The sequence below is a fragment of the Arenibacter latericius DSM 15913 genome (assembly GCF_000424985.1).
Lineage (GTDB): Bacteria > Bacteroidota > Bacteroidia > Flavobacteriales > Flavobacteriaceae > Arenibacter > Arenibacter latericius.
Genome location: NZ_AUKX01000001.1, coordinates 19,364 through 45,784 on the forward strand (window position 1 = coordinate 19,364; position 26,421 = coordinate 45,784).

Genomic DNA, 26,421 nt, shown 5'->3' on the forward strand with positions numbered 1-26,421 from the left:
TAATAATTCGGAAAAACTACGCGATTTTATTTCGCTTACGTTCGTTCTCCGTTAAATAAATCTTTCTTATACGAAGATGTTTTGGAGTAACCTCAACATACTCATCTTTCTGAATATATTCTAAAGCCTCTTCTAATGAAAACTTAATTGCGGGAACAATTTTCGCTTTATCATCTGCACCTGCAGAACGTACGTTAGACATCTTCTTAGTTTTGGTAATATTAACGGTCATATCGTCACCTCTTGAGTTTTCACCAATTACCTGACCTTCGTAGATATCCTCACCTGGATCTACAAAAAACTTACCTCTATCCTGTAATTTATCAATAGAATAAGGAATAGCTTTTCCGGTTTCCATAGAAACTAAAGAACCGTTCTGTCTTTGTGGAATATCTCCTTTCATAGGTTGGTATTCCAAAAAGCGGTGTGCCATAATTGCCTCACCAGCTGTTGCAGTAAGCAATTGATTTCTTAAACCGATAATACCACGAGATGGAATTAAGAACTCACATATCATGCGGTTACCTTTAGCTTCCATACTTGTCATTTCACCTTTACGAATAGAAACCATTTCTACCGCCTTTCCAGAAACTTCTTCTGGCAGGTCTATAGTTAAATGCTCTATAGGCTCACATTTAACTCCGTCTATTTCTTTAATAATTACCTGAGGCTGTCCAATTTGCAATTCATAACCTTCTCTCCTCATGGTCTCTATTAGAACGGAAAGGTGTAATACCCCACGACCAAATACCAAAAACTTATCTGCACTATCGGTTTGATTTACCCTTAGAGCCAAGTTCTTTTCTAATTCACGCTGTAAGCGTTCATTAATATGTCTAGAAGTTACAAATTTACCATCTTTACCAAAAAATGGACTATCATTAATGGTAAACAACATACTCATTGTTGGCTCATCAATAGCAATAGTTTTCATTTGTTCTGGGTTTTCAATATCGGCAACAGTGTCCCCAATTTCGAAACCTTCAATACCTACTAAGGCACAAATATCTCCAGTAACTACCTCTTTAACCTTTAATCTACCCATACCTTCAAAGGTATAAAGTTCTTTTATTTTGGACTTTACAATAGTTCCATCCCTTTTTACCAAGGAAATTTGCTGCCCTTCTTTAAGAGTACCTCTTTGAAGTCTTCCAATAGCAATTCTACCGGTAAAAGATGAGAAGTCTAATGAAGTAATCAACAATTGAGTATTTCCTTCCTCAGCTTCAAAAGATGGGATATGCTCTATTACCATATCCAATAATGGCTCTAAACTATCGGTCTGGTTTTTCCAGTCCGTACTCATCCAATTGTTCTTTGCCGAACCGTAAACGGTTGGGAAATCTAACTGCCACTCTTCTGCTCCCAATTCGAACATAAGATCAAAAACTTTCTCATGTACCTCATCAGGAGTACAATTTTCCTTATCAACCTTATTAATCACCACACAAGGTTTAAGACCTAAGTCTATTGCTTTTTGCAATACAAATCTTGTCTGTGGCATAGGTCCTTCAAAGGCATCCACCAATAGGAGTACCCCATCGGCCATATTCAATACACGTTCTACTTCACCACCAAAATCGGCGTGACCAGGGGTATCAATAATATTAATCTTGGTTCCCTTATACATAACGGAAACGTTTTTAGAGGTGATCGTAATCCCTCTTTCACGCTCCAGATCGTTGTTATCCAATATTAAATCACCAGTGTTCGTATTTTCACGAAACAATTGGCAATGGTGCATAATTTTGTCTACCAAGGTGGTTTTACCGTGGTCTACGTGAGCAATAATAGCTATGTTTTTTGTTGCTGCCATAAAAAATTTTTATTTGCATTTAAGTAACTTAAATGCGGGTGCAAAGGTACGCTTTTTTTTTATGTCGACTAGAAAAGGTTTATTTTTCTTATCTATTTGATAATGAATACGTTTAACACACTTTTCCACAGTTATTTCCTAGTTTCCGAGAGATTTGTTAATATCTTATTAAAAATAGCTGTAAATCACTGTTTTACAACTATATAAATAATATAAAAATCATCCTAAACACCTACTATTGTTCGTCGGCTGACGGTCCGTAGGTGGCAGGAACTGATAGATTTAACAATCGGAGATACACCCCTAATTGCGCCCTGTGATGTGGCAATTGATTAAACACCATCCCTCTCAAAACCTGATATTTAGGCATTTCCATTACCGTTTTCCCTCCCATAATCATTTTCCAATTCTTATGATATTCTTCATTAGATACTTGTAATGATTTAACTGCTTCTTCTGTTGTAGCATTCAATACTTTTACCATTTCATCTATGGTTTCATTTATTGGAGGTACATATTTATCCATAATCATCTCATCTTCTACCATTGTTGCTATAACCCAACTAGGTATTTCTGCCAAATGACTTCCTAATTCCTTTAGACTCATGGATTTTTCGTGGGGCTTCCAATCTAACTTATCCTTTGGGATTCTCTTTAAGAACTTTTCAGTAATAGCGACCTCGTGTTTTAACTCTGGAATAAACAGCTCGTACAGTTCCATGGTAGTCTACTTTATTAATTATCTCTATAATTTACAATATTCAGCCCAATTTTAAGTCCTATTCTTAGGATTTATTATATCACATCAAACAAGATTAGCATCAGTAAAATTTTGAAATAAATTACAGCGATCTAATTCCTATCTTTGCAACAAAATAATAACTAATGGATTTAGCGTTAATACCACAACTTAAACACCATCAAAGCAATAATTTTTTTCTTCTTTGCGGACCTTGCGCCATTGAAGGAGAAGAAATGGCTATGCGCATTGCCGAGAAAGTAGTAACCATCACAGACAAACTAAACATCCCCTACGTATTTAAAGGAAGCTTTAAAAAAGCAAACCGTAGCAGGGTAGATTCATTTACAGGGATAGGAGATGAGAAGGCGCTAAAAATACTTAGAAAAGTTTCTGAGACGTTTAAGGTACCTACGATTACAGATATCCATGAGGTTTCTGATGCTACTATGGCAGCAGAATATGTTGATGTCCTCCAGATTCCAGCTTTTCTAGTTCGTCAGACCGATTTGGTAGTAGCAGCTGCTGAAACCGGCAAGGTAGTTAACCTTAAAAAAGGACAATTTATGAGTCCTGAAAGTATGAAACATGCAGTGCAAAAGGTTTTGGACAGCAATAATGGTCAAGTAATGGTTACCGATAGAGGCACTATGTTTGGATATCAAGATATGATTGTTGATTTCCGCGGGATACCCACCATGAAACAATATGCTCCAGTAGTTCTAGATGTAACCCATTCCCTTCAACAACCCAATCAATCTTCAGGAGTAACAGGAGGAAGACCAGATATGATAGAGACCATTTCCCGTGCCGGAATTGCAACAGGGGTTGATGGTATATTTATAGAAACCCATTTTGATCCTGCCAATGCAAAAAGTGATGGAGCCAATATGTTGCATTTAGATCATTTAGAAAAATTGCTAACCAACTTAACAGCACTTAGAAAAACAGTCAACAGTCTAAAATAATTATAGCAGAGATACATTCCCTTAACAAAAGGAAAGGTAGTAAAATTAAACAGCTGGCTAAAATGTCAGCTGTTTGATTTTATAATAGTTAATTATCTATTGAATATCCACCGCTATAATATCTTTAGCGTCTAAATAATCTTGCAGATACAGGTATCTTTTAATCCTTTCGCAACTAAAAAATATCTTTCCTACCCCCTTTAATTTGAATATTATTTGATTAAAATAAGGAAAACACTACCATATATACGGTTTTCCATTCGGATTATACAACCAGAATACAATAAGCACATTAATTCTGTAACTTAAGTACAGTTAGCTATTTACTTAGTTATACAACTCCCCTAAATACCAATAGTAGTTTACCTAATTTTTAAATAACGGAAACCTATGAAGTCAACTGATCAAATCATCGTTGTTTTTGTATTTCTAGCATTATCAATTACATCTTCCTGTGTTAGCACCCGGGTAGAGGCAAGTCCCTATCAAGACAGTATGGAAAACTTAGAATGTAGAAAAGTTTCTAGCTGGAGCTACTATTGGGGTTTAAAACAAAAAAGAGTGGACGCCAATCCTGAGGTGGCCAATAACCAATGTCCTTGTCGCGAAGGTGCTTTATCTTGGGTAGTGGTTAAATCTTCTTTTGGCGATTTTCTATTAAGTGCATTAACATTAGGAATTGTAAATCACAGAACCGCCACCTTTGGTTGTGCGAGACCCCAACAGGGTGAGGGCAATATGGATAACTAAACAAAAATAATATGACTCCATTAGGAATAGATCCACTACCTATACAACAATGGTCTAATAAGCACCAGAATTTCACCCATGACCTCTTACCTGATTGTTCTTTTAAGCTTTGGAACCCTCCTGCAAGTAAATACAGGGATCGCTATCTTGCTACCACAAAGAATTTTCAATGGTTAATTAAAAATGCCATAAGCAAAAACCATAAATTAAGAGCAATGGGAAGCGGTTGGTCTTTTACAAAAGTTGGACTTACCGAAGGTGGGTTGATTGATACCGCAAGCTTGAATTTCTCCTTCCCTATTTCGTCTAATTATGTAAGTCCACTTTACGCCCAAGAATCCGAAGACCTATACTTTCTTCAATGTGGTGCCATAATCCATGAGGTAAACACACGTTTATCATCCAAAAATCCGCAACGTTCCTTAAAAGCCTCTGGAGCCAGTAATGGCCAAACCATCGCGGGCGCCCTTTCCACTTGTACGCACGGCGCTGCTTTTAATGTTGGAGCGGTACCTGATTTTGTTGTAGGTCTTCATCTGATTACAGGGGCCGATACGCATATATGGTTAGAAAGAGCAACCTATCCTGTAGCCTCCCATAATTTTGTAAATTGGTTGGATGCAGAATTGATACAGGATGATGCTTTATTTAATGCCGCTTTGGTAAGTTTTGGCAGTTTCGGATTTATACACGGGGTAATGATTGAAACAGAACCTCAATTCTTACTTACTGAGCATCGCCATGGTACCATAGCTTACGACGCAACCCTAAAAACTGCTATGAGTACCTTAAATTTTTCTGGTCTTAACCTACCTGGAGTTGGACAAAATGGGGAGATGTACCATTTTGAAGTGGTTTTCAATATTCATGATTTTGAACCAAACAATCCAGCGAAGGGCGCATATATCAAATACATGTTTAAAAAACCTTTTCAACTCCCTCACACCCCCTTACAAAGACGAAACGATTTTACTTATGGCGATGATCTTTTAGGAATAATTTCTACATTAATGGATAAACTACCAGGATCAGGCATGGCAGTTCCTGCATTGGTAAATTTGATGTTCAAGATGGCTTTTAAGCCAGAGCCTCCTCGAGTAGGAACTGTGAGAGAGATTTTTAATTACACTAAGTTTAGAGGCAAAGTTTGCAGTGCGGCTATAGCTATAGATATAGCAGATTCTCCACGGGCAGTAGAACTACTAGTGGAAGTAAACAAACAAAAACCATTTCCTGGCGGACTTTCCCTACGCTATGTAAAAGGCACTAAAGCGACCCTAGGATTCACCAAATTCCCAAAAACCTGTGTTTTGGAAATGGACGGAATTGACGGACAAGCCGCAAGGAAGTTTTATGAAGCGGCATGGAATAGATTGGAACAAGAAAATATTCATTATACCCTTCATTGGGGGAAAATCAATTTTAATTTAAACGAGAATCGGATAAAGAAGATGTATGGCAGTACTCAAGTCGAAGCATGGGTAAATGCTAGAAACACGTTGCTCAACATCCCGACTCTAAACGTTTTTAACAGTCAATTTTTGAAACAATGTGGCTTAGATAAAATTCATGGGGCTATAGCCTAAGTACGGGCCTTACCCTTATCGCATAATCACATCTAGATTGATAAGAATTGCGACAGAAATTCACCCATATTAAGTTAATCACACACCGTAAGTTTAATTCGATATCCTTGGCACAAATAAAGTTGCTTCCTTCTGAAATTACATCATAATTAATCACTTTATTCGGCCCAAATGGAATGTTCTAACTACATGAAAACGGCAAATGGGCATATTCCAAGATACCGAACCACTACCCCGTCGTAGATCAGCCGGTAAGACAGTTCACATCCTAAATATCCAATGTCCACATATTATTTTGAGGAAGAAAGTCTAGAATTAAAGACTCGGTTCATATTGACTACAATCTTAAGACGGACAGAAATGTATAGGCCAAAGATACCTGGCAATGCAAAAGGGCAGTGCAATTTGAAATATAAGCCTAGGAAAATCGTTTATAAGTGCTTTACTCCATACCTCTATTTAACAGAAAGACCCATACCAAGCACTATCGCTATGATACCGGCCACTGTTCATTGAATATTTCCCACCGTTTATCTTTTAATGGCCACTGCCGACTGATTAATGAGGTAATTGATTACTGAAAAAAACTGCTTACTGCTCACCAATTACTGACTACTGATCACAGGTTCAACATAATCTTGTAAGTAAGCATACCTTTTGGTTAGCTTTCCGTTTTTCGTCATCCTTGCCCTTTCTAACACCCCATTCTTATCACCATCAAAGAAGGCGGGAATCACGTGTTTTAGAAAGGCATCACCAAAACCTTCACTCGCATCCCTTGGCAATTCACAAGGCAGATTATCAACAGCCATCACCGCTATAGCATTTGGATCTTTAAAATCTATTTCCGATTCCGACAAGGGATCATAACCATAAATAGGATCGGCAATGGTACTAGGTCTTATAGTTGTTGCAACCGGACCGTCTATATCACAACTAATATCGGCAACCACCTTTATTTTAAAGTCGGGTTTCTTTGCATCTTCGCGAGTATAGAGATAAGGAGCTCCTTCCCCATAAAAATGTCCGGCTATATAAAAATCTGTCACCTTTGCAAAACGATAGAAATTGGACTTATACTCCTCTGGATTATTAAAAAAGTCTGACTTATTACCCCTAACGCCATCCTTTCGCTTGTTATATTCGGAGGCATCTATCTGGCAAAATACCGGCTGTTTAAATTCCTTTTTTAAATAATCTGCAACAGTAATTTTTTTAAGCCCCATGGCTACCAGCATTTCTTCTACTCCATTTCCAACCCTTCCTCTACCGGTGAGAAGAATTTTTATATTGGGAAGCGAAATTTTCCTTAATTCTGCAATAAGCTCCTTTTGGTCTGCCAATGTTTCAGCCTTTGGCAAATTATAGAGATTAAACTTAAGACCATATGCCCTAATACCGTTATAAGCACCTACAATTCCAGCATATCTTCCAAAAGCGACCAATCGCTGTCCTTTTACACCAGTGATAACCTCATGGTCATATAGCTCAATACCATTTGCTAAAACGGCTTGAAGCAAGCTTCTATTATAAGGTTGTTTTTTTATAGTATGTGAAAAGAATATATATTTTTTATTGGGTATTAAATTGGCAATTGGTACTTCCTTCACCCCTATAAGGACATCACATTCCTCCATTTTATTAGCTACCTCAATTCCGGCTTCTTTATAATCGGAATCGGCAAACACTCTAATTGGCGAAGGTTCTACAATAAGTTGGGCCTCGTTATATTTTCCCAACAGTTTTCTACAAGCTTCAGGAGAAAATACCACTCTCCTATCAGGTGGATTTTTACGCTCTCTAATGATTCCGAATTTCATTCAAATAAGGTTTTATAACTTTCTAAATGGTGATAGTTGTAAATATAACATTAAGCATCTAGGGATGCAAAACTTTTTTAGGAATAGTATTTGCACTATCTTTGCAGCCGCGTTAAGGACAGAGGCAAGTACCCTGTTAGCTATTAAGCAAATATGTACTACCGAAAAGCCTAGTCTAGAGCAAATTCTAAAAGGTTTCCAACAACCTTTTAGTTTATTGTGAAGAGAAACGCCCAAAAAAGGAATATACAGTTCATTGAAAAAAATCATTGAGAATTGAAATGACCTTATGGTGTAGTTTACACACTTACTTAGGGGTTCACCTGCCTTTTTGGCGGGTAATTTCAATTATGGTGCGAAAATTGCATCTAACTCATTGAAGGGGCCGACTGGTTTTGACAGCGAGACCAATTGGAATGTAAGCATGTCGAGCGCTGGGATACAGCTCGTAAATCTCATTTTCCACACTTTTTAATTGGCGAAAATAATTACGCTCTTGCCGCTTAATCTGAATTATAGTAAGATTAGCCTCGTCCCTACAAGGTAGGGAAGCGAGATGTTTCTGGGAAGCCCTTGTTGACGGCGTCCCTTTCAGAAGCACCAGCAAAGTCAACACAAGGGTAGTGAAGCTTTGGCACTATCACCAAAATTTAAGAAGCTAAGTGTGTATTAGGCGGTTTCTAGTCAGGTGCACATCGAAAATTAATTAGGAACTAAGCATGTAGAAGGCATTGTAATTGCTTGTTTGGACGGGAGTTCGATTCTCCCCGGCTCCACTGAAATAGTACCATTAAGATACAAAAACCCTGTAATCATCTGATTTACAGGGTTTTTTGTTTTATAACGTATCATATGATATCATATAATACCATCTAAAAGGTGAGTCATTCGGTGAGTACTTTTATTTTGAAAAAACACTCACCGATTTCCTTGTAATTAGCTGATATTATGTTAATTATGAAATTTTTATTTTTTGTACCTTAATTACTGTTAAAAAAGGCACTTAAAATGAGCCATATCTTTTCACAGCTTTTTTACCTAAAAAGGAAACACTCTCAAAAAGGTGTTGAAGTCCCTATTTACCTACGCTTGACAGTAAATGGACGAAGAAGCGAACTGAGCATTTCTAGAAAGGTAGACCCTGAAAAATGGAGTGCTCGAATGGGAAAAATGAAAGGCAATAACTTATTAGCAAATGATTTGAACTCGTATTTGGACAGTGTTCGAAATAAAATAAATAAGATTCATGCCCGGCTTGTAGATGAGAATACCCTTTTTACCTCTTCAGACATTAAGAGCTTGTACCTAGGGAAAGGCGAGAAATTAAAAATGTTGGTAAAACTCTTTGATGAACACAACCAACAAATGGAAAAGCTCGTAGATATTGAGTTTGCCCTTAGCACTTACAAAAGATACTACACTACGCGCAACCATGTTGCCCAATTTATAAAAGCAGAATATGGTGGATCGGATATCCCGATCAGGGATGTAAACCTAAAATTTATAAAAGGTTTTGAGTATTTCTTAAAAGTGACAAAAGAATGCAATCATAATTCTGCACTGAAATATGTCAATAATTTTAAAAAGATCATTCGTATGGCTGTAGCCAACGATTGGATTACCAAAGACCCTTTTTATAACTATAAAGCTAAGTTTAAAACCGTAGAGCGTGAAATTTTAACTAAGGAAGAACTTGAGGCTTTGTCCGCAAAAAAAAATTGACGGGGACCGCTTAAATGTAGTTAGGGATATGTTTCTATTCTGCTGCTTTACCGGGCTTGCTTATATTGATGTACAAAAATTAAATGAGGATAACATTGCAAAGCATATAGATGGAAGTCAGTGGATACATGCCACACGGACCAAAACAAAGTCGAAATTAGGTATTCCCCTACTCCCTACTGCACAGGCAATATTGCAAAAGTATCAAGACCATCCCAAAGTGGTTAACGGGGATTGTGTGTTACCCGTTTTAAGTAATCAGAAGTCAAATGCCTACCTAAAGGAAATTGCCGATCTCTGTGGCATTAATAAGAACCTGACTACCCATTTGGCCCGCCACACCTTTGCTACCACCGTAACGCTTTCCAATGGAGTTCCTATAGAGACCGTGGGGCGTATGTTGGGGCACAAGAATTTAAGGACCACACAACACTATGCAAAGATTGTAGATAGAAAAGTAGGTGATGATATGATGTTGCTCCAGAAGAAGTTGGCGGACGAAAGGCAAAAGAAAAACAAAAAAGTAAAAGGGAAATAAACCAAATACATTCGCTGATATTTTGTAATTTATCACTTCAAACCGACCTAGGAATCAACCCTTATCAATTGTTGGTGAATTAATTAAGATTATCGCAGAAGATTATATACCACATCTTAGCAACAATAATAAGAAAACGTATTTTCAATAGTTCCTAAAGCAATCTTTAAACATTACCTATCCTATTACCAATTGGGTCATATTTTTTCAATGTTTACTGGGACTCCCAAAGAATTTGACCCAATCCACGAACAACCACTAATCCTACAACATCTCCTAAACCACTAAAAACAAGTGCTTTTAAACTCGTAACGCCGCTTTAGCGTGTTACCCTCTTGCTATACCTTTTTTTTCTTCTAGAAAAGCACTATTACAATTTACCATTACTTATCCTTTAAACTAACTTTACAAATTTGACTTAATCCAAAGAATCATAATTCCCAGCAAATTATGATATATTATAGAGCATGCTGTCCCCTAAAGCTTAAATTATAGGTCGCACATAACAATAATTTTTCTTCCCATCCCTACCCTCTCCCTTTTTTTATTATTTTCCAATACGAATCCACCCCTCTGGTTTCGGCTTAAAAAGGATTTATAAAAAGAGTAAACGGAGTCGACTTGTAAAGGAGATAAAGAGCGCCTGATTATGCAATCCGATTAAGAAGAAATTGAGTAACTTTTGCATTGGAAATGAAGAACAATATATACAAATTACTCGGAAAAAAATCTTAAAATATAGGAGATTTTCTCACTTTATTTGATATCATTTAAAATTTTGATCATTAAAATAGATTTTAATGAAAAATGTCCTTGAAAATTAGTCGAATTTTAAAGCCGACTTAAGTCGTTTTATTTTTCTTAAAACGACTTGTGTCCAAGACTTTATTTACGGTGCGATTTTTCAGATCCCGATGGCTATAGGGGAAAGGAAAATGGACGGAGGTTTTGGAACATTGAAAATTATGCGCCACTACCATTAATTTACCCAGCAATTATATGCAATCGCGTATACTTTCGCTTATCCAGTTATCTTTATATGTAAATGCATATAAAAATACTCACAGTGCAATAATTATATGTTATTGCATATAAATACGTATATTTGTTATGAATTATACTTAAAAGCATATAATGGAAACATTATCCGATTTTGTAAAAGCCCGGAGGAAAGAGGTAAATCTTACCCAGCAGGAGTTTGCCGAACGTTCTGGGGTTGCCTTAACAGTTATCAGAAAAATAGAACAAGGCAAGACAAACTTGAACATGGAAAAAGTGAACCTAGTATTGAGCATGTTTGGGCATACACTAGCAGCCGTACCCATCAGTAAAACAAATGAGCTATGAGAAAGGCTAAAATATTTTATGACACCCTGCTTGCCGGAGAGCTTATAGAAACTGACGATGGGGACTATATATTCCAGTACGAAGCCGAATATACAAATAAGCACCAGGATCAATTCCTTACGTTTTCCATGCCAGTACGTTCAGCGCCATACAAAGACAATAGACTTTTTCCGTTTTTTGAAGGATTGATACCAGAAGGTTGGTTATTAAATATTGCCACCAAAAACTGGAAGTTAAATCCAAATGACCGTATGGGGCTATTATTGGCTTGTTGCCAAAATTGCATCGGGGCGGTAAGTGTAAAACCTATAGAAGAGGATTATGAATAATAAATGTTTGTATTGTTATAGGGATTTAAAAAGCGAAACCACCTTTCACGACAACTGTAGTTTGGCTTTTTTCGGAACTAAGGAAGTCCCTACATTAGAATATTCGCTGGATGATATGTCAGAACTTGCTAAAAGTGTGGTAAAACGAAGCATATCTGTTCCGGGAGTACAACCCAAATTATCAATGTCCCTTATTAACGCAGTTAAGGAGGAAAGTAATTTTAGATTGACGGTTGTAGGAGCTTTAGGAGGTAATTATATTTTTAAACCACCATCGCCCGACTATCCTGAAATGCCACAGAATGAACATGTAACTATGCGAATAGCTGAAATCTTCGGCATACAGACCGTACCCTCAAGTTTAATTCCCTTGAAATCGGGTGAACTATCCTATATTACCAAACGCGTTGATAGAACCGATGATGGGCAAAAAATCCATATGTTGGATATGTTCCAAATAACAGAAGCTTTTGATAAGTACAAAAGCTCTATGGAAAAAGTTGGAAAGGCTTTGCGGAACCATTCTGCAAACACCCTATTGGATATGGTTTTCTTTTTTGAGTTGTCCTTATTCAGTTTCTTGACAGGGAATAATGACATGCACCTTAAAAACTTTTCCATGATTAAATCAAAATCAGGATGGTTATTGGCACCTGCCTACGACCTGCTTAATGTAGCTATAGTAAATCCTGAGGACAAAGAGGAAATGGCTCTTACCCTTCAAGGAAAAAAAACTAAGTTACAAAGAGTGCATTTTGAAAATTTAGGGAAAGGACTCGGCTTAACCGAAAGGCAAATCTCGGGAGTGTTCACCCGATTCTCTGATAAAAAAGAAGACGCTATAGAATGTCTAACTAAATCTTTCTTATCCAAAACCATGAAAGCAAAGTATATTGATTTGCTTCACCAACGCTACCAAAGGATCTATAATCTAACCTCCTCTTTGGATTAATGAATAGGGTACCCATAAGGTAAAAGTCACCTATTCGGTGAGCTTTAATTTTAGGCACCCTCAAAACCCCTAAATACAGGGCCTTCCAGCGGTAGGTTCTGTTCTCCCCGGCTCAACTGAAAAAGAGACTGCCTTTTTAGACAGCCTCTTTTGCGTTCTGCCGGGTGAATCGAAGCCCACACGCCAGCCCGCTCCTTAGCTAAAATGGTCCACTGGACCATTTCTTAACGCACGGCCGTCTCCGGCTCTACATCCAAATCTATTGGCATATCTGAAATAATCACAACAAGATCTGTACATGGATAAAATATCTTATAATACCTCAAAGAGTATTACTCTATAATCTTTTTCATTATAAATATTTCAATGTCATGAATAAAGAACTTTTTTACCATTCATACATATAGCTCAGCGAGCTATACAAATTCAGCATTTTGTATAAACCATTATTTATAACTTACGTATACATAAAATCCTAAACAGCTCTCTCAATACTATAGAAGCTCGTGTTCTCCCTCTCATATTTGTTACGAATTACCTCCCGGATTAAAAGCATATTTCTCCTCGACAACTGCCATGTAACTTATAAATAAATATATCATATGGAAACTAAAATTAAACGTAGATCAAAGGGAGCCATTCGCTTGTCGATTCCCGCAAAAGTCGCTTACAATTCAGATGCATTTCGAAAAAGCATCTATAATTTATTGGACGATCTAGGCTGCCCAAAATGTTTTTCAGGTGTGGATTGCTATTTTACAAATATAAGGGATTACCTGATAAATCCTAGCGACCTCAAGGTTGCACCCTTAAATCAAATGGCAGATCCGACCCCTCAACCCAGTGTATTTAAATCGAATACAATGCAAGTAGGTCTCTCACAAAAAACGGCCTTTAGCATTGATAAGATTGACATGGTCCTAAAAGATATTTTCGAGGAAATTGGTTGTATGGCTTGTTGTTCTGGTCAAGATATTTTCTTCCAAGAACAATTTTCCCGTAACTTCTAAGTGAAAATCATGGTTACCAGTGGTAAAGCGAGTCAACTTAAATGCTTACCCCAATTGGGGGTAGGCATTATTTATTCTCCTTCTGTAGAGCGGATAGAATTTCCTAAAGGCTTAATAGACACTTTTGAAATTGAGCCCCAAACCCTTTGTTTACGGAATAAATTTAACCGACTTGTGATCCCCAATCAAGTTTTCGAGAATATTGCTGCCACGCCTTATCATAAGTTGGTACATAGTATTGGAGCACCAGTTGGTGGCAGTCTCCCTCCTGCCAAAGATCAGCTGAACTTGATTCAATACGCAACAGATATATTTGACAGTCCATGGATTACAGAGCATTTAAGTTTTAATGCGGTAACTGAATTTAATACCGGATTTTTTTTACCACCGTTACAGACTGAAAAGGGCCTTAAGCAGGCTATAGCGAATATAACCTGTTTACAAAATTCCCTTAATAAGCCCATAGCCATAGAAACTGGGGTGAATTACCTTTGTCCCAATAATCGAGAAATGGATGATGGTCAGTTTGTTTCCAAACTATGTGAAGCTACCGGATGCGGGATTCTTTTGGACATCCACAATCTTTTTGCAAACCATTTGAACGGACGTCAGAGTATTAGCAAATTTCTTAAGCAAATTAACTTGGAATATGTGGTAGAAATGCATATTGCCGGAGGGACAGAGCTTAATGGCCTTTGGATGGATTCTCATTCTGGGCCTATAGATAAAAGACTTTTGGCAATTACCCGAGAAATACTGCCCGATCTTTACAACCTCAAAGAGATTACTTATGAAATCTTCGATTCATATATTCCGGTTGTTGGCGATTCCATTATTATCCAAGAAATGGAAGGTGTTCGGAAACTTTGGGATGACCGAAATACGTCCTATAAAATTCCAAATTCTGAACGAATACCCGACGCGGTATGTGCCGTTCAGAAATTGAACCAAGAACTGGACCCATTGCAATGGGAAAATATATTAGGAAGCTTGGTCATTGGCAGGAATATAGAAACACCAGGATTCGGTAATACCTCACGTATTGAAACTTATCAATATCTTATCCGTGAATTTAGAGCATCAATGGTTGCTAGAGTTTTCAAACTAACTACAAGATATATGATGCTTATAATAGGCAAAAAAGCTTTTGCTATACTACTTCAGGATTTCTGGAACGGTTGCCCACCCGAACAACTTAGCTATAAAGAAGCTCTTAACTTTGCCGATTATTTGTTTGAGAAAAACTTTAAACTACCTTGGCTAAATCGATTGCTGACCTACGAAGTAGCGCTATTAAAAACCCTAATGGACAATGAAATCAGGATTGTGGATTTTGATGCAGATCCCACTCCTATGTTTAATGCCCTTTCCCAAGGAAAATTACCAACTGCTATTGGCGATATGGGCCATTATGAGGTGGAAATTTTACCAGATAAAGACAAAACCCAATGGCTTGTAATTTAGGTTTGAATTGGAAATTGACACGAGATAAATTGACAGAAAATCAGCCCTGTTTTTTAACGAATTCTTTTGTATAATCTGAAGTCCTATTCCATTTCTTATATCAATTTTGTGAGTATTCACTCTAGAATCTCTACTAGATTTCTAAAATTCTTATATTCGATTCCTATATTTAAATTTTAAAGGAAAATTATTGACCCTTCCTTATTTTAGTCCATTATTAACCTAAAACAACAAAACATTGAAACCAATTTACACTTACTATCTTTTAGTTTTAGTTCTTTTCTCTTCATGTAAAGAGACAGACAAACAAAAAGACCCCAAAGAACTACCCAGAATTGCAATTGCTGGTTTAGGAATTGAAAGCAGTACCTTTTCACCTGCCTTAACCCATGAAGAGGCTTTTCATGCTACCCAAGGAGATGACGTATACAAAAGATACCCCTTTCTACAAACTGATTCTATCAATAGGAACAGGGCACAATGGATCCCTACCCTAGTTGGAAAATCATTACCTGGAGGTACGGTTACCAAAGAAGCTTACGAATCTTTGGTATCTCAAACCTTGAAATTACTAAGAGAAAACGGACCCTATGACGGACTTTTCTTTGATATACACGGTGCAATGAGTGTAGTTGGATTAGATGACCCAGAAGGTGATTTAATTAAACGAATAAGAGAAGTAATAGGGACAGATGTGCTAATTTCTACATCTATGGACCTACATGGTAACGTATCCGAAAGGTTAGCCAAACACACCGATTTAATAACCTGCTATAGAATGGCGCCTCACGAAGATGCCATGCAATCCAAGAAAAGAGCAGTTGATAATCTTTTAGAGCGACTTGAAAATGGGAAAGGGAAGCCAAAATATAAGGCTTGGGTTCCTGTACCCATATTATTGCCGGGTGAAAAAACTAGTACCCGTATTGAACCCGGTAAAAGTCTTTACGCCAAAGTTCCGGATGTTGAGAAAGAAGAAGGTGTTATTGATGCTGCTATTTGGATTGGTTATGCCTGGGCAGATGAACCGCGGAATCATGCCGTAGTTATGGTTACTGGTGACGATAAGGAAAAAGTTGAAAAAGGAGCTGAGTTTTTAGCACAAAGCTTTTGGGATGTTCGAAATCAGTTCGAATTTGTTGCTCCAACTACTACTTTGGAAGAGAGTTTAAAACTGGCCTTGGCTAGTGACAAACAACCTTATATGATCAGTGATATGGGAGATAACCCTACCGCCGGTGGTGCTGGTGATGTTACTTGGACATTAAAACAATTATTAGACAGGCCAGAATTTAAGTCAGATAACGGTCCTTCTTTAATTTATGCTTCCATCCCCGGTCCTGAATTTGTTGCTAAAGCCCTTGAAATAGGGGTCGGCGGAAAAATTAAAGCTATGGCCGGTGCAGCAGTAGATGACCGATTTGCAGGTCCTGTAGAACTCGAAGGCACCATAGAAGCCATTAAAGAAGGAGACAGAAACGCAGAAGTAGAAGTAGTCGTTAAGGTAGGTAGCATACATGTAATTGTAACTAAAAAGAGAAAACCATACCATTACTTAAGCGACTTCACCAACTTAGGCTTAAATCCTAAGCAAACGGACATCGTTGTAGTTAAAATAGGCTACTTGGTACCAGAACTTTATGATATGCGTGGCGATTGGGTTATGGCACTAACCCCTGGTGGTGTTGACCAAGATCTTCATAGATTGGGCTATAAGCGCATCAATAGACCTATGTTCCCCTTAGATAGCACCATGGCAGAACCAGATTTGAAAGCCCGTTTAATTCCGGCTTCCAACTCCACCGAATAATGATTTAGAATTACCTTGTTTAATTATCCTATAAAGGGAGCATAATTTTCAATTTGCTCCCTTTTTTTAATAGATATTTATTTGATTCGAATCACTATTAGATATAACCTTGTCCGCGCACTATAAGACAAGGTGTTTAAGAAATGCCTTTACCTGATGCAGACCTATCATAAAATGATTTAATAGGCTATAAATTACAGGTATATCATAATCCAAAATTAGTTTACACCATGGGTTTTCTGGCTAAAACGAAAAATTCAAAAAAACCTCAATAAAAGCATAGTGAGCGTGATGATTAGAAAACTAATCGATTGAATCTAAATTCTAAAATTTAACCCATTATTGAATTCAATATTTCAGCTCTTTACACAGAACTATAATCGAAAAATATTGGATTGATACTGACAAGAGAAGAGTTATAGGAGAGTTTTTAACAAATTCTATACTAAATTCATAACCATTTATAAATTAAAATAGACAAAACATACAAAATACACTCTTAAAATGTCAGAAATACATTACCTTTAGAAGTATGATGGTCTAGTTATAGTCTATAGAACTACTTCCAAAAAGTTATTTACTTTTCGAACAGACTGTATAAGTATTTTCTCCCTAGCGTTTAGATAATTTTTAAAGAGCATCCTTAACGGTGTAAAAAATGGAATTGGTTATTATCACATCCAGTAAAAAAAAAGACCTTCTAGAAAATAATTTAGTCAGGAGCGTACTTGCTCCCTTTAAACCCACCCCCAAAGTAGAGCCGCTTTATCTTAATGATAAGTGCTACCATTATTTACACGTTGATGACGATGCACCTTTAGATAGCATTATCAAAACCTTAATGCAGATAGATGGTATTGAATCCGTTTATGAAAAGCCCCTCGATTTCCCTCCAATGTAATGATTTTCTTTCCTGAAAATCAAAAATGTATACCCCCTATTTTAGTATATAACCTAACTATTATTTATTAATCAGGTTGAAATAGCTGACAACTATTATCACCTATAAATTCAATCTTATGCCAACAAAAAAAAGTAGTAAAAGAATCATTGATTCTCCATCTGGATCTCCACCTGAGCTCATTGTGGTATCAAAAAGTGTTGAAGCTCCTCATGCAATGGAGGCAATGAAAGCATCAAAAGCGAAATCTAAACCATCGGCAAGCACATTAGCCGGGTTTATAGTGGAAAAGAAACTGCAATTAGTTCCGCTATTTGGGGATACCGACGAAGAGGTAGCTGAACTAGTTTCAAAGTCAAGCTCCATGGAAGGTGAAAACGATCTTTCCAAAATGCGGCAGTTTTATAAAGTGGAAACGTCGGACAGCGATAATTTAGAAAATATAGCCGCTTCCTTAAATGATCTTGAAGAAGTAGAAGGTGCATATGTAAAGCCAGGATGTCTGCCGCCAGTCTATTTTGGAGATGATGGAATGGCCGATGCACCAGACGATGATGATGTGCCCATTACCCAAAACCTCACAAACAACCAAGGGTATTTAAATGCAGCACCACAAGGAGTAGATGCGCGTTATGCATGGACTTTACCTGGAGGACGCGGTAGTGGAGTACGTATTATTGATATTGAAGGAGGTTGGAACTTTAGTCACGAAGACTTACGAACCAATGTAGGAGGTCTTCTCGGAGGAACTAACAATACCAGTGATCTCAGGTGGTTTAATCATGGAACTGCTGTTTTTGGGGAAATGACAGGGGACATTAATAGCTTTGGAGTAACCGGTATATCCCCTAGAGCTCATGTAAGAGCCTATTCAATTTTCGGAGTAGGAACTGCAACGGCCATACGTCGTGCAGCCGACAACCTTTCTTCTGGTGATGTAATGCTTATTGAGTTGCATAGAGGAGGTCCAAATTATCCAGGAGGCAACACGCAAATGGGCTTTATAGCTATTGAATGGTGGCCAGATGATCTTGCGGCATTACAATATGCTACCAATAAAGGAATTATAGTGGTAGAAGCGGCGGGAAATGGATCTCAAAATCTAGATGATGCTATTTACAATACTAGACCTAGCGGATTTCCTTCTAGTTGGAGAAATCCATTTCGTAGAAGTTCGGGACATGACAGTGGATGTGTTTTGGTAGGTGCTGGTGCACCTCCCCCAGGTACCAATGGGAGAAATTGGGGCGCAGATCGTAGTCGATTAGGCTTTAGTAACTATGGTTCCTGCATAGATGCACAAGGCTGGGGTCAAGGTGTTACTACCTGTGGATACGGAGTAGTGAGAGGGTCCGATCGAAATAACATGAATGAATGGTACACCCATTTTTTTAATGGTACCAGTAGTGCTTCTCCAATTATTACGGGTACAGTAGCCTGCCTACAAGGAATTCAAAAAGCCGCTGGCAGAGCCTTAATCACTCCCAGTAGGATGCGACAATTACTTAGATCTACAGGTTCACCTCAACAGGCCGGAGCCAATCCGGTTAGTCAACGTATCGGAAACCGACCCAATTTGAGGGCTTTAGTAGCTGCTACCGCTTTTAGAAGACCATGGTGCGGTGTGCAATTTAGAGGTAATCTTCCTCGGAGGGCAACCCGAAGATGGTTTACCCATAGCTGGCCAGATCATTGGCATGTCATCTGGACGGTAGTACCTACCGCACCAGCCATTGACGGATCAGAACAAATAGAGTTCAAGGTGAAAACTACTAGACAAGCTTTTGGTCGTATTAAATATTTCATAGAGATAAAGAACCTTAAAAACTATCCGGTTAACGTTGAAGCCCGTTACTGTGTAATAGCGTCATAAATACTTTTTTGAAATTACTTATTTCAAAAAAGCTTCTAAAAACAATAAAAATGGATTATTAACCCGGTAAGGTCCAAAAGAGAATCTTACCATAAATCGATATATTATGAGAGTAGGTGTTCAATTCACAGGCAGTCTTCCTGCCAATAGTACACGTAAATGGTTTACACACAGTTGGCCTGCCAATTGGCATGTGGTATGGTACTGCATTCCAAAAAGTCCCGTTCGCGATGGTCCCGCCCAATTAGAATGGAAGATAAAAGTCTGTAGACAGACTAGGACTAAGATTAAGTATTTCATTGAAGCAAAAAACCTTACGGGACGAACCCTGCAGTTCGATGCAAGGTATGCGATTCTTAATCTATAATTTGTTTGAATCAATTCTAAAATTTCAAATATGGATATATATATTAATATTAATGAAAAGTCCAATGACATGGATTTAAAAATGGAGGATCATACCGATAATACCAATTTTGTTCCAGATGCAGGAGCCCCTCCTGCAGATTTAGGAATATCGGAAAACGATGATTCTGACCAAATGGATGATGCCACCTCTTCAGCAGACGAAAATTTTGACATCGGAGGACCTGCCGAATGGCTTGTTCAGGTTATGGCGAATGCTTCGGATAATGAAGAAGAAAATGAAGACCTAACGGATACAGATACCGATAACTTTAATGATGGTGGAAGTGGCCCTACGGAGTAGAAAATTACTATCGTAAGGAAAACCGGCAGCGCAAACGTATTGCGGGTTTTCCTTACGGTAATATCCGTAAAATTTATTTAATTATCACCTTATAACCTAATAGGTATAAATTTAGCTAGGACACAAGCATTAATAATTTCCAAATAGTCCAAACACTTTTGATTCATGGAGGTTAGCACAAAATTATATTAAAACCTTTTTGAGTCAATTATTTATAACTGTCCCAATACCTAGCATACGTTGACTATAACAATCACTAGGTTATTGTTCCCAAAAAAAGGGCCCTAGCAATTAATTATAAAACAGGTTATCCCCTTCTGTGTTAGTAGTTCAAATTACAATGAGCTCCATTATATGCGCATGGTACTCTAATCATTTTTACTCGAACCTATGCATACCACTTCTTCATTAGCTAGCAGTAAAAGAAAGCCCTTAACCGCTAATAAAAGGCTTTTAGGTTTACTAACAGTCGCCCTAATCGTTATTGCGTTATTCTTCGCGGCATACTATTCCTATATTAAAAGCAATCAACACCATTTTCGGGAATCCAAACTACAAACATTAGATGCTGATTTTGACATTATTAAAAGGCAGTTAGACAATGATATTCAATCCTTTATTTCGCAAAATAATATTCAACTTAAAATTATAAAAGAGGACTCCCTCGTGAAATTGGTTCCTCCTATAAAATTCCATATTGAATCCATGTGGAAAAAGCAGGGCAAGTCATTTAAATTAGATAAAGCATTCGACGAGTACATGGTAACAATCAAAGATCCTTCAGGGTTACCGGATTCAACCAAGTCTAAAGAGAAAGCAAATGGGTTCTCGAAACCAATGGAGGACATTTTTAAAAGCTCACTAATAGGTACCATAAAACCACCCGACACTTTATTTAACTCCAATCTACTGAATATGGGAGTTTCAATTCCAATTCCAATTAAAGAAACTAAATATCAACTCTTTGGAAGGGAATATAATTATCAGTCGTCCTTGATTCCAAATATAAAATTGAAAATTGAAATTATTGGTCTAATAAAAGCCGACCGTTACAATGAAACTATCCGAAAAATCGATCCCTGGATCATTGCCTTGCTTACCACTTTTTTACTGCTCTCTCTCTTCGGCCTCCCGTATTTTAAAATGCTTTTTATTGCAGAAGACGAACGTCTATCTAGTAACGATGTTATTTTATCAGGAATATCCGTAGTCTTGGGCGCACCTATTATCATAATCGTCTTTCTATCTGTAATGAGCCATTTTAATGATTATTACCATAAAGTCCCGAATCAACTGATTAGATTCAGTAAGAATATCGGAGAGCGTTTTGAGAAAGAAAATATTGCCAATGTGAATAAGCTCTACAACATCTCTCTACAAAAAGAAGATTCAGTAAATATTCCAGATTCAACCCAATTTTTTGGAATATCAAATAAGAACTTCTCCTTCATGAACAATTTTAAGTTTGTTACTAAAATAAGTAAAAAGGGGAATGTACTTTATCACATAGGATTCATCGAAAATTTTGAAATAATAAACACCAAAAACCTTAGCACAAGACCATATTATAAGGATTTTGACGCATTAAAAAACATTTGGCAATCCAATGACACCATTAAATATGTAATGCGTCCTGTGGTATCCATAGAAGACCAAACAGAGGAAGCGATATATATAGTTAATAACAAGAACGATAGTCTTCCTGGTTATAGGGTTGGTTCTTCACAACTAAAATCCATTCATGATCCCATTCTACCCTTTGGTTACCAATTTCTAATTGTCGATAATAATGGTGAAGTTTGGTTTCATTCCGAATTAGGAAGGGCTACTTTAGAAAACTTCTTTGAGGTAAGCAGGCAGGTCCACGATGTTAGGGCAGCGGTACTCGGAAGAATTAACGCCAATGGATTGGTTAATTATCGAGATGAAGGGAAGTTATTTAATGTTACACCAATAAAAGGAACTAATTTAAGTGTAATTGCTCTTTATGACATAGGCCTTCTTCGTACTCGTATTTCAGAGGTATTGACTCTTGCCTTCATCGGAATAGTCCTAGCCGTTATACTCATACTCCTCATCACAATTCTTTCCTTAATTATAAGAAATCCAAAGCTGGGCTTATATCGTTACGATCGTTTTTTATTTGAATTCCTGACCCCAAAAAAGAAGGATAGAGACACCTATATATTGCTATCAATTCTCTTTTTAGGCATTCTATTAATCGGTGTTATTGTTAACCTCTATATACCCAACACAGATTCAACAAAAGTCTATATTACTTGTTTGCTATTACCTATATGGGTGTATTTAATTGTATACTACACCTTACACCCATATAGAAATAAACCCGATTTAAAATTTAGGGTACGGGATTTTCTATTGCTTACAGTCATTTTTTTTCTGAACATTCTAATGGTCAAGCTAGATTCAGATAATTATACCTTCGCAAAAGTTGCTGGTCTGTTGCAATTGGGATGTTTAGCCATAATAGTTCGCGGACAATTTTTTTCTCTACCAAATGGGATAAAAAAGTTATGTAGATACAATAAATTTAAATTCCATATTGCCTATAGGTATTGGTATTCTATTTTCTTATTCAGTTGGTTGCTGCTAGCAGCAGTGTTCCCAACATATTTGGTTTTTGTTAATTCTAAATACCTGAATGATCAGTTTTGGTCCAAATCTGATCAAATATATATGGCACAAAAATATATGGCCAAAGAGAAAGCACTCGAAGCAAATTTACCCGCATTTAAAAATTTTGATGATTGGAAAAATTGGAGAAATATAAACGACTGGAAAAGTTGGAAAGAATCTAACGAATGGAAAGTGTCCACAATCTTAAAAGAAAAATATGATACGCTCTATAATAATCATTTGATGCAAGGTCTTTATCCCGTGTATGCCAAATCTTTTAAAATAGTTACGGGGAAAAATTTTATCCGTAAGAACAAAGACAAGGACTCCATTTTTAACGAATTTCTTTGGCATACAAGACCTATTTACGACGAACGAGTGAGTCAGTTTAAGGCGCTAGTTTACAGAGGTGCACAAGACAGTTCTTGGCTAAGCGACGAAGAATCAAATACCCTTACATTAACATACTTAAACAAACCGGGTGTTGTAAGTATAATTAAGCATGATACCCAAAAAGCCATTCAAAATACTTTTACTAATAAGACCTTGATGGTAACTGGCAATCTCATAATATTAGCCATTCTATTTTCCTTGATCCTATTTTTTGTGGATCGCTTTTTTGCATTTCGTTTTCGACATTTAAGACCCAATGATTTTGATTCCAATCAAAGAGAAAACTATACAGAAAAACTTGGAAAGATGCTCCTCGCCAAAAAAGCAAACTCGGGCCTATTATTAATAGGCTTGCCTTTTTCAGGAAAAAGAACTTTTGCCCGTGAGATTCTAGAATCTGCTGGGTATAAAAAAGGTGTTTCACTCTCCATGCTTCGGCTAGATCATATCGACATCAATGCCGACATATCCATTGTTTTAAGTTTACTAGCTGGGTATACGTTAAAAAATCAAGAAGAATTTAATTGGGAGAAGCATGAAGCTTATATCATAGAACATCTAGAGCACAATATAAAATCCTTCAATTCTAACCATATAAAACTAAAGGTCATTTCTTTCTTGATCTCAAAGAAAAAACGAGTGATACTAGTATCTGAAGTATATCCTAGCCAGATATTCGCGATTTACGAGAATCCGCCTCAAGAATCTAGTCTGCCTTGGGGGAGCTTTGAAGACGACTTTAACTCCTGGCGAAATATTTTGAGCGCTTTTCCACAAGTCCTTATTGGCATCACAGAAAACAAGGAAAAGGTATATCGATTATTAGGAATTATACCAGAAAAGGAACCAACTAAATATCTTGCAACTATCACTCCTTTAATTGAAGAATTGGGACATAGTAAATTCCTGCCCACCTTGGCCCCAATAATCTTATCAAAAACACTATACGAAACCGAAAATCCGAATGAAAAATATAAGCGATTAGATAGGCAACGCATGGTGATGCATACTCAAAACCTGGGTCACGGTTATTATAACGACATCTGGAATGCGTTACCTACCAGAGAAAGGTATATGTTATATGATTTGGCCAAGGACGGGTTTCTAAACATCAAAAACAGAAATTCACTCTTCTCACTAATGAAAAAAGGGTTGGTAGTTTGGAAGGATCGTCCTACAATTTTCAACTACAGCTTTAAAAATTTTATTATGACGTCTGTTTCAATGAACGAAGCTTTACGTCTCGAAAATAAGAACCGAGGAAAGGGAACCTGGGGCAATGCCCGCATCATTCTCTATCTTATCATAATTACGACCATTGTTTTTATCGCCTTGGGTAATCCAAAGCTGATTAAAGATTTTGAGGCATTAATAGGTACTTTGGGAGGGTTAGGCGTAGTTATTCCATTGGTAAGTAGATTCCTTGCTTCGGGAGGCCAGAAGTAAAGGGTTCAATATTATAAAATTAAGATCATACTTTAAATTTCATTACCCATCTGTGATCTAATCTAAATTATTACGGTTTTTGGGCATCCTAGTCATAACAAGGACAGTGTGAGCAAAAACTAATTATAGAATAAAATTAGTACTCAAATAATGCTTTTCCAGATCGGTATAATGTGGAATTAAAGCAAAGCCATCATTTCAGATAAATTTTCGCAGAGCGTTGGCCAATAAAGTTTAACCCAATAAAAATTATATTATGACGAAAAAAACAAAAGAAGCGAATTCCAATGCCACAGCATTATTCGCATTAAAAGACAAAGAAGAACTGCTCAAGGACACAACATCTGGAATCCATCACTATGGTAATTCTTTCATTTGCACTACTGATGTATCAGGACATGCTACACCCGGAAACAGAACTCCATTAGAAATACTAGTAGATGCTAGTGAAGGCTTTATTCCATTATGGAAAAAGAGCCAGGTCCTTCGTTGGACATTTGATGAGCTTTCCCTTTCCCACTACAAAAATTCTGAAGGGGTGAAAACTTATGTTCGAGAATTGCTGGGAGAAGCACTGCTTCAATGGGGAGACTCCGTTCCCATAAAATTTAGTGAGAATGCCGATAATTCTGATTTCCAAATCGACCTCCGTCAATCCAATAACTGTAATAGTTTTGGATGCGTTCTAGCTAGTGCATTTTTTCCGGATAGTGGTAGACATAAATTGGTTATTTACCCAATGATGTTAGAACAGAGTAGGAAGGAACAGGTTGATACGATGATGCATGAGCTAGGACATGTATTTGGACTGAGACATTTTTTTGCCAAAATCAGTGAAAAATCATGGCCCGCTGAAATCTTTGGAGACCACAAACCCTTTACCATCATGAATTACGGCCATAAAAGTGTGCTCACCCCAGAAGACAAAAGAGATTTAAAGGCCCTTTATGAGTTGGCCTGGCGGGGAGAATTAATAGAAATTAACGGAACCCCTATTCATTTGGTAACACCATATCATGCTATGGGGACTGCCTAATAGGTAAAGAAACATTAGTGACAAGTATTAACCAAACTGGGCAATACAACTATTTTAGCCTAACTTGTCACTAATTATTTAACTCTGGATACATTTTTTTTGCCTTCTCAGCAATGCTCCCTATAGAATTTGGTGTGGGTGTCCTTTCCAATACGTCCGAACGTAGATCTGTGATGCTAGAGGTAGATTTTTCAGCTTGAACTGCCATTGCTCCTAAAATAAGAGCATTGTTTCTTTCCTTAACTACCTGCTCCTTAATTACCTCTTTCTGCTTTTCGGCCAGTTCACTACTCTTCTCCGCATTCTCAGCACGTTTTCTATTCACCTCCCGGCCAAATAAAAATCCTACTGCAGCGAAAACTATGGCTTCAACCCCAGAGAATAAATATATAAGCCTGCTCCAGTCTAATTCTTTGGCGTTGGACTTACCTATCAGAAAATAAATAAAAAAGCCGTATCCAATTAAGACACCAACAGCTATTATATAAGGCAGTAAATCAGAATTATTCTTGTTAGACTTTCCCTCTTTACCAGTATTTACATTGTTGCTTTCATCTTTTTCTTTCATAGTATAC

General features: G+C 37.2%; 21 protein-coding genes and 1 other RNA gene. 18 read left to right on the forward strand and 4 right to left on the reverse strand.

The genetic code is table 11. The annotated features are described in order from the left end of the window. Nucleotides 1-16: 16 nt before the first annotated feature. Together typA and H344_RS0100085 are read right to left on the reverse strand one after the other, a co-directional pair. Nucleotides 17-1,816, reverse strand: coding sequence for a translational GTPase TypA (typA, locus tag H344_RS0100080; RefSeq protein ID WP_026808416.1), 1,800 nt, complete (start codon nt 1,814-1,816; stop codon nt 17-19). Nucleotides 1,817-2,051: 235 nt separating this feature from the next. Beyond that, complete coding sequence (locus H344_RS0100085) at nt 2,052-2,537, reverse strand: DinB family protein (RefSeq protein ID WP_026808417.1); 486 nt, start codon at nt 2,535-2,537, stop codon at nt 2,052-2,054. A gap of 164 nt (nt 2,538-2,701) precedes the next feature. Between H344_RS0100085 and kdsA the strand changes: the two genes are divergently transcribed. From kdsA to H344_RS0100100, 3 genes are all read left to right on the forward strand, one after another. Further along, the gene (gene kdsA / locus H344_RS0100090; RefSeq protein ID WP_026808418.1) at nt 2,702-3,523 is read left to right on the forward strand and encodes a 3-deoxy-8-phosphooctulonate synthase; all 822 of its coding nucleotides are present in this window, start codon (nt 2,702-2,704) and stop codon (nt 3,521-3,523) included. Nucleotides 3,524-3,913: 390 nt separating this feature from the next. Next, nucleotides 3,914-4,273, forward strand: coding sequence for a hypothetical protein (locus H344_RS0100095; RefSeq protein ID WP_026808419.1), 360 nt, complete (start codon nt 3,914-3,916; stop codon nt 4,271-4,273). 11 nt (nt 4,274-4,284) lie between these two features. Continuing rightward, entirely contained in the window at nt 4,285-5,859 is a 1,575-nt protein-coding gene (locus H344_RS0100100; RefSeq protein WP_026808420.1) for an FAD-binding protein, read from the forward strand. Nucleotides 5,860-6,464: 605 nt separating this feature from the next. On the opposite strand, the gene H344_RS0100105 is transcribed toward H344_RS0100100, so the two are convergent. Continuing rightward, nucleotides 6,465-7,679, reverse strand: coding sequence for an NAD(P)-dependent oxidoreductase (locus H344_RS0100105; RefSeq protein WP_026808421.1), 1,215 nt, complete (start codon nt 7,677-7,679; stop codon nt 6,465-6,467). A 381-nt stretch (nt 7,680-8,060) separates the two neighbouring features. Between H344_RS0100105 and ssrA the strand changes: the two genes are divergently transcribed. The 15 genes from ssrA to H344_RS0100180 all read left to right on the forward strand — a co-directional run bounded on the left by ssrA (nt 8,061) and on the right by H344_RS0100180 (nt 25,846). Further along, nucleotides 8,061-8,458: a transfer-messenger RNA gene (ssrA, locus tag H344_RS21320) on the forward strand. 229 nt (nt 8,459-8,687) lie between these two features. Next, nucleotides 8,688-9,401, forward strand: a complete 714-nt coding sequence (locus H344_RS22325; RefSeq protein ID WP_316929549.1) for a phage integrase SAM-like domain and Arm DNA-binding domain-containing protein — start codon at nt 8,688-8,690, stop codon at nt 9,399-9,401. Next, nucleotides 9,373-9,939: a site-specific integrase gene (locus tag H344_RS22330; RefSeq protein WP_316929550.1), complete on the forward strand. Its 567-nt coding sequence runs from the start codon at nt 9,373-9,375 to the stop codon at nt 9,937-9,939. Before H344_RS22325 ends, H344_RS22330 begins: the two co-directional genes overlap by 29 nt. 1,134 nt (nt 9,940-11,073) lie before the next feature. Continuing rightward, the gene (locus tag H344_RS0100120; RefSeq protein ID WP_026808422.1) at nt 11,074-11,286 is read left to right on the forward strand and encodes a helix-turn-helix domain-containing protein; all 213 of its coding nucleotides are present in this window, start codon (nt 11,074-11,076) and stop codon (nt 11,284-11,286) included. Further along, entirely contained in the window at nt 11,283-11,615 is a 333-nt protein-coding gene (locus tag H344_RS0100125; protein WP_026808423.1) for a HipA N-terminal domain-containing protein, read from the forward strand. The genes H344_RS0100120 and H344_RS0100125 overlap by 4 nt, the downstream gene beginning before the upstream one ends. Continuing rightward, the gene (locus tag H344_RS0100130; protein WP_026808424.1) at nt 11,608-12,567 is read left to right on the forward strand and encodes a HipA domain-containing protein; all 960 of its coding nucleotides are present in this window, start codon (nt 11,608-11,610) and stop codon (nt 12,565-12,567) included. The genes H344_RS0100125 and H344_RS0100130 overlap by 8 nt, the downstream gene beginning before the upstream one ends. Before the next feature lie 602 nt (nt 12,568-13,169). Further along, entirely contained in the window at nt 13,170-13,577 is a 408-nt protein-coding gene (locus H344_RS0100140; RefSeq protein WP_026808425.1) for a hypothetical protein, read from the forward strand. Between the two features lie 9 nt (nt 13,578-13,586). After that, nucleotides 13,587-15,041 (forward strand): DUF692 domain-containing protein, encoded by a 1,455-nt coding sequence (locus tag H344_RS0100145; RefSeq protein ID WP_051253967.1) that lies wholly within the window; start codon nt 13,587-13,589, stop codon nt 15,039-15,041. A 238-nt stretch (nt 15,042-15,279) separates the two neighbouring features. Beyond that, entirely contained in the window at nt 15,280-16,851 is a 1,572-nt protein-coding gene (locus tag H344_RS0100150) for a M81 family metallopeptidase (protein ID WP_026808427.1), read from the forward strand. 658 nt (nt 16,852-17,509) lie between these two features. Continuing rightward, nucleotides 17,510-17,752: a hypothetical protein gene (locus H344_RS0100155; RefSeq protein ID WP_026808428.1), complete on the forward strand. Its 243-nt coding sequence runs from the start codon at nt 17,510-17,512 to the stop codon at nt 17,750-17,752. 118 nt (nt 17,753-17,870) lie between these two features. Beyond that, nucleotides 17,871-19,625 carry a S8 family peptidase gene (locus H344_RS19435; protein WP_051253968.1) on the forward strand — a complete coding sequence of 585 codons (1,755 nt, stop codon included), beginning with the start codon at nt 17,871-17,873 and terminating at the stop codon, nt 19,623-19,625. Nucleotides 19,626-19,731: 106 nt separating this feature from the next. Beyond that, entirely contained in the window at nt 19,732-19,992 is a 261-nt protein-coding gene (locus H344_RS0100165; protein WP_026808429.1) for a hypothetical protein, read from the forward strand. Between the two features lie 30 nt (nt 19,993-20,022). Continuing rightward, on the forward strand, nt 20,023-20,334 hold the full coding sequence (locus tag H344_RS0100170; RefSeq protein ID WP_026808430.1) for a hypothetical protein: 312 nt from the start codon (nt 20,023-20,025) through the stop codon (nt 20,332-20,334). A 390-nt stretch (nt 20,335-20,724) separates the two neighbouring features. After that, a complete protein-coding gene (locus H344_RS0100175; protein ID WP_026808431.1) occupies nt 20,725-24,810 on the forward strand; it encodes a cache domain-containing protein in 4,086 nt (1,361 codons plus the stop codon). Between the two features lie 256 nt (nt 24,811-25,066). After that, on the forward strand, nt 25,067-25,846 hold the full coding sequence (locus H344_RS0100180; RefSeq protein ID WP_026808432.1) for a matrixin family metalloprotease: 780 nt from the start codon (nt 25,067-25,069) through the stop codon (nt 25,844-25,846). A gap of 70 nt (nt 25,847-25,916) precedes the next feature. On the opposite strand, the gene H344_RS20920 is transcribed toward H344_RS0100180, so the two are convergent. Continuing rightward, complete coding sequence (locus H344_RS20920; RefSeq protein ID WP_051253970.1) at nt 25,917-26,414, reverse strand: hypothetical protein; 498 nt, start codon at nt 26,412-26,414, stop codon at nt 25,917-25,919. Nucleotides 26,415-26,421: the final 7 nt, after the last annotated feature.